Source organism: Xenorhabdus sp. PB62.4 (assembly GCF_014467285.1).
In the GTDB taxonomy this organism is placed as follows: domain Bacteria; phylum Pseudomonadota; class Gammaproteobacteria; order Enterobacterales; family Enterobacteriaceae; genus Xenorhabdus.
Genome location: NZ_NKHR01000039.1, coordinates 1 through 5,564, shown reverse-complemented (window position 1 = coordinate 5,564; position 5,564 = coordinate 1). Strand labels below are relative to the sequence as shown.

The following is a 5,564-nucleotide window of genomic DNA, read 5'->3' as shown; positions in this document are numbered from 1 at the left end:
CGCTCATCAGCACGGCCGCCTGCTTTAGGATCGCTTTTTCCATTTCCAGGCGTCTCACCTGTTTTTCTAATGCCTGTATCTGGCGTTGTTCGGGCGTCAGTGCCTTGCCCACCGGCGTCATTCCCTGCATTTCGGCTTGGTACTGGCGAACCCATTTTCCCAGCGTACTGCTATCGATCCCCAATGAACGGGCGACATCGACAACCCGTTGTTGATAAAGAACAACCTGTTGAACCGCTTCCAGCTTAAATTCAGTGGAATATTGGCGTTTGGTGAGTTTCAATTTCATCGTCATACCTCATTGTCATATGAATAACATTAGCAGGCTTTTGAGGTGTCCGAGATCCTTATACCACTACATCCACGAACTGTACGGGCGCAAAATCGGCGACGACCAGCGCCAGTCCATTGTCCGCCATCTGTACCTGCCGGGGGCACATCGTGGCATCTGGAATGCGCAGGCACTCAGTGCCTCCAAGTCGCTGATCCTGTGTGAATCACTCATTGATGCGATGTCGTTCTGGGTGACCGGACACCGCAATGTCACGGCCGCTTACGGGGTGAACGGCGTCATTGCTGACCACTGGCAGGCCTTTGAACAGCACGGCATTAAGCAAATCCTGATTGCCTTTGATAATGATACCGCGGGCAATGATGCTGCCGTCAAACTGGCCGCAGCGCTGGTTGCCAAAGGGATCACGCCCTTGCGCATGGTGTTCCCGCCGGGCAGGGATGCCAATAGCTATCTGTGCCAAGTTGCCGAGCCGGAAACCGCCTTTGCCCTGCTGCTTGAGAGTGCCGTACCAATGCAGGATGCGGCGGATATGGTCGCCCTTGCGCGCCAGACGGCTGAGCCAGACACGGTATCAGAACCCGCTTCCCCTTTAGCCGCTGACCCCGCACCCAGCGTGACGCCGAATGTGGTCTGTGAGTCCGGTGATCATGGCGAGCTGCGCGTGTCAGCCGGCACACTGCAATGGTGTCTGCGCGGGCTGGGTGCGGTAAAAGCGGGATCGGTTGCCATGAAGATCAATGCGCAGGTACTGGACACGCAAAGCGGCGTGCTGTTCGCCGACAGCGTTGATCTGATGAGTGCCCGCTCACGCCAGAGTTATGCCCGGCTGGCCGCCACTGAGCTGGGGTTGGAGGAAGCGGCGCTGCGCCGTTCGCTGGGGCAGGTGTTACTGGCGCTCGAACAGTGGCAGCAGCGGGCGGCAGCGGACACCGAACCCCGCGTACCGGCGATGGGGATCGCAGAACGGGAAGCGGCACTGGCATTACTGCAAGATCCGTACCTGACCGCCCGTATCACCACTGACTTAGCCGCCTGCGGGGTGGTCGGCGAATCCACTAATTTACTGGCGGGGTATCTGGCCGCGGTCAGCCGCAAGCTGTCCAAACCGCTGGCTGTGCTGATCCAAAGCAGTAGCGCCGCGGGCAAATCGTCACTGATGGAGGCGGTGCTGAACCTGATCCCGGAAGAGGAGCGCATCCAATACAGCGCCATGACCGGGCAAAGCCTGTTTTATCTGGGCGAAACCCATCTCCAGCATAAAATCCTCGCCATCGCCGAAGAAGAAGGGGTGCGGCAGGCCGCCTATGCGCTCAAGCTGTTGCAGTCGGACGGCGAGCTGACAATGGCGAGCACGGGCAAGGATGAAGCGACCGGAAACCTCGTCACCAAAAGCTACACCGTGAAAGGCCCGGTGATGCTGATGCTCACCACGACGGCGATCGATGTGGATGAAGAGCTGCTCAACCGCTGTCTGGTGCTGACGGTCAACGAATCCCGCGAACAGACCGAAGCCATCCATGCGTTGCAGCGCCAGAAACAAACGCTCGAAGGCCTGCTGGCTGAGAACGAGCGCGACTATCTGACGCAGCTTCACCAGAACGCCCAGCGGCTGTTGCGCCCGCTGAATGTGGTCAATCCGTATGCGCACCAACTGACCTTTATGTCAGACAAAACCCGTACCCGCCGTGACCATATGAAATACCTGACACTCATTCAGAGCATTGCCCTGCTGCACCAGCATCAGCGGGACATCAAAACGGCGGCGCATCGCGGGAAGACGTTGGAATATATCGAAGTGACCAAAGAGGATATCCGGCTGGCGAACCAGCTTGCACACGAGATATTAGGCCGGACACTGGACGAAATGCCGCCACAGACGCGCAAGTTACTACTGCTGATCCAGCAAATGGCGCACCGGATGGCGGCAGGGCAGCAGACGTTGCGGGAGGTCCGCTTTACCCGGCGGGATATCCGCGCTTACACGAACTGGAGCGACAGCCAGCTTAAGCTGCATTGCCAGCGCCTGAGCGACATGGAATACCTGCTGATCCACGGCGGCAGTCGCGGGCACCTGTTGCAATACGAACTGCTCTGGGACGGTGACGGCGACAGTGCGCACTTAAGTGGCCTGATTGTCCCCGTATGATCCTCGCAAGTCTAGGCAGAACAGATGCAAGTCTATACCAAGTCTGCCCCAAGTCGGGGCCAAGTCTGGGCAGTCAAAACAGCCCTAAAGCCACAACCAGACAGGGTTCAACACCCGCAAGTCTGACAAAACGAAAAATCACTGTTCCGGCAACACAATAAAATCCCCTCTCATAGCGTACTGCCGGATAACGCCCACGACTGAAAGGAAAATCCGAATGACGACCTCACACGACAGCACGCTTATGACACTGCGCCAGCAACTGGAAGCCTGGCTGGACGTCCGGGCATTACAGGGCGGCAGCCCCAAGACACTGGAAACCTATCGCGCCCAACTGCGCCCCTTCGTTGAATGGTGCGAACAGCGGGCAGTTCACTACGCCCCGCAAGTCTCGTTACCCCTGCTGGAGAGCTGGCAGCGTTATCTGCGCAGTTACCGTAAACCGGATGGACAGCTTTACAGCAATAACAGCCAGCGCGAGCGGCTGAGCACGTTACGGCTATGGTTCCGTCACTTATTACAGCGCCACCACATTCTCTACAATCCGGCGGAATTACTGGTATTACCCAAAGAAGAGAAATGCCTGCCCGCACAGGTTTTAAGCGAAAGTGAAACGGAGCAGGTACTGGAAAGTCTGGACACGCAGACGCCACTGGGCTTGCGTAACCGGGCAATACTGGAAATCCTCTGGAGCAGTGGCATCCGGCGCGGGGAGCTGCGCCATCTGCGGCTGAACGATATCGACTTCGGACGCGGTGCCGTGATGGTGCGGCAGGGTAAAGGCCACAAAGACAGGGTTATTCCCATCGGGGAGCGGGCGCTGGGCTGGCTGGAACGTTATCTTGCGAATGCACGGTCACAGTTAACAATCCGTTACGACAGTGGACACCTGTTCATCACGAAATGGGGCAAACCCATTAGTCCGGGGATGTTGACGCAAATCGCCGCAGAAGCCATCCGGGAGCAGGCACAACTTGACAAACCGGGCGCATGTCACCTGTTCCGGCACTCAATGGCGACACAGATGCTGGACAACGGGGCAGATATCCGCCATATCCAGGCGATGCTGGGACATGAGAAGCTCAATACGACACAGGTCTATACGCGGGTCGCCATCAAACAGCTCAAGCAGGTGCACAGCCAGACACATCCGGCAGAGCGTGACCCCCAGAAAATAGCAACATCGTCGCATCAGAAAGCTGCTCAGGCCGTGCCAGCGGAGAGCTTAACACCGAACCGAACTTCCAGAACACCGGACAGCCTGACAGTCCCCGTTGAGTCTGCTGGGATCGGAGTGGGGGCAGACCGTTGCCGGACTGCCCGTTAGCATCGGTGTCTGCGGGGGTACGTGGGCAATGGCCGGCCTGAGCAGTTGTGTCCCCGTTCAGTCCGTGCAGGCCGCCCAAAGCCCACTCAACATAATGTGGGGGAATTATACGCACTGCGCCGATGAGCAAGGGTAACCACCTGAGCATCAATGAGCGGCTTAATGCGTATAATTAACATTATGTCTGGCGCCCCCGCTGTTCGGCATCGCGGGGTGTGGCGCACAAGGCTGCGCCTTCTGCTGTCAGCACCGGCGCACTATCTTGGCAAACTCAGCGCCAATCTTAAGCACGGTGCCACGTTCCGGCAAAATCACTTCGTCTTTAGCTGCCTGACCTGGCTCAGGCCAACAACCCGGTAGGCAGGTCGGCCTGCGGCCTCCGCTTTTACCTCCCCCGCCCCCTGGCTGCGCCCCCGTGCAGCCCCCTCAGGGGGCTTCCCTTGTAAACAGGGTGCGGTCATGCAAAACCGTGCCCCATCTGAAACATCGGTGATCCCGAGCGTCGCAGGGCGCCGCTTGCAGGCTCTGTGCCGCCCGCACCCGCAGAACGGCCGCCCGCCGCCCAAGCAAGTTGGGCGACGTTCGCCCGTTGCCGACAGTGAAAAACATCACAAAATCAGGCTGTCCAGCCCATCACAAAGAAAAAGGGGCGCTATACTGCACAACGGAGCAAGCGTAAAAACAGGCCAAAAGTGCACATCGGCCTTTTAGGTTCGCGGGAATGGGCGGAACGGGTAAAAGTGGTGCTTTAATAAGCTGATAATCAAGGAAAAAATCGCTTAAAACCGTATAACCGCACCGGAACCGGCCCTAAGATCCCATCGGGTTGCTGGGCGGGTTTAACCCGTACGGCTATGTGCATAATCCCACTGGGTGGGTAGATCCGTTTGGGTTAGCAGGCGATGACTGTGGAAAACCCAAACCAAATCGACGCCAAGCCTTAAATAAAGCCAAAGATTTAGCAGGAATACCGCGTTCTCAAAAACCAAATAGACAATGGACTGTTGGGAATGATCCTAAACGGAGGGGGCAAACTAATTATCAATATTCAGAAGATGCGGGTTCGCATGGTCGTTATTACGAGTATATAGATGTCATGGGCATAAAAAAGTTGTACTTGAACATACGAATGATCCTAGAGCGCCCTACCCCCATGCACACGCTGGTCAAGCAAAAACAGGAGCAGACCCAAGAACATATGACTTTAAAGAAAATAGATACCAGAAGATAACCGATCCTAAAACAGACGATCACCATATTTATTATGAATAATAAACTTGAAGAGAAATTGTTGCTGTCAAAAGCAAAGAGATATATGGATAAGATTCATGGGATTAAGAATGTATCTATATCTTTAGTTAATGAAGAAGAATTTCAATGGCATAGAGAAATACATAACAGTATTTTGAAAGGAGAAGAAATCCCTGAATGTAAGTTAGATCTTCCCGTAAGTGAGGAGGATATTTACTTATATATACAATCTAAAATACATATTGGTGAATGTAATAGTCACTATATGTTGTTTGAAGGATTGGCAATCATCTCATTCAATATTGTTAATTTACATGATTTTTTATCTAGTTATTTTGCATTAAATAAAACATTCGATATCAGTGTGTTATCACTTAATCCAATGAGAATTATTGTTATAAGTGACGAAGAATATGAGTTAAGTGCTCAAGAAAAATTAATTGCAAATTGATCACCATAACCTTCCAATAACGTATTTAGCTCATACTCCATGGTATCTTGAGTCCAGGTGATAAAACGTCGCCAGTGATATTTGGCTTGTTTCC

The 5,564-nt window shown here is 54.2% G+C and carries 4 protein-coding genes; 3 read left to right on the top strand and 1 reads right to left on the bottom strand.

Annotated elements, in window-relative coordinates; translation table 11 throughout:
* Positions 1–289, bottom strand: a 289-nt coding sequence (locus tag Xenpb_RS18125; RefSeq protein ID WP_187655562.1) for a transposase, incomplete at its 3' end; no start/stop codon positions are given.
* On the opposite strand from Xenpb_RS18125, the gene Xenpb_RS18120 reads away from it, so the two are divergent.
* From Xenpb_RS18120 to Xenpb_RS18105, 3 genes are all read left to right on the top strand, one after another.
* Positions 273–2,441 carry a toprim domain-containing protein gene (locus Xenpb_RS18120; protein ID WP_368666843.1) on the top strand — a complete coding sequence of 723 codons (2,169 nt, stop codon included), beginning with the start codon at positions 273–275 and terminating at the stop codon, positions 2,439–2,441. The genes Xenpb_RS18125 and Xenpb_RS18120 overlap by 17 nt on opposite strands.
* 217 nt (positions 2,442–2,658) lie before the next feature.
* A complete protein-coding gene (gene xerC, locus Xenpb_RS18115) occupies positions 2,659–3,768 on the top strand; it encodes a site-specific tyrosine recombinase XerC (protein WP_187655561.1) in 1,110 nt (369 codons plus the stop codon).
* 1,315 nt (positions 3,769–5,083) lie between these two features.
* Positions 5,084–5,470 carry a hypothetical protein gene (locus tag Xenpb_RS18105; RefSeq protein WP_187655560.1) on the top strand — a complete coding sequence of 129 codons (387 nt, stop codon included), beginning with the start codon at positions 5,084–5,086 and terminating at the stop codon, positions 5,468–5,470.
* Positions 5,471–5,564 lie beyond the last annotated feature (94 nt).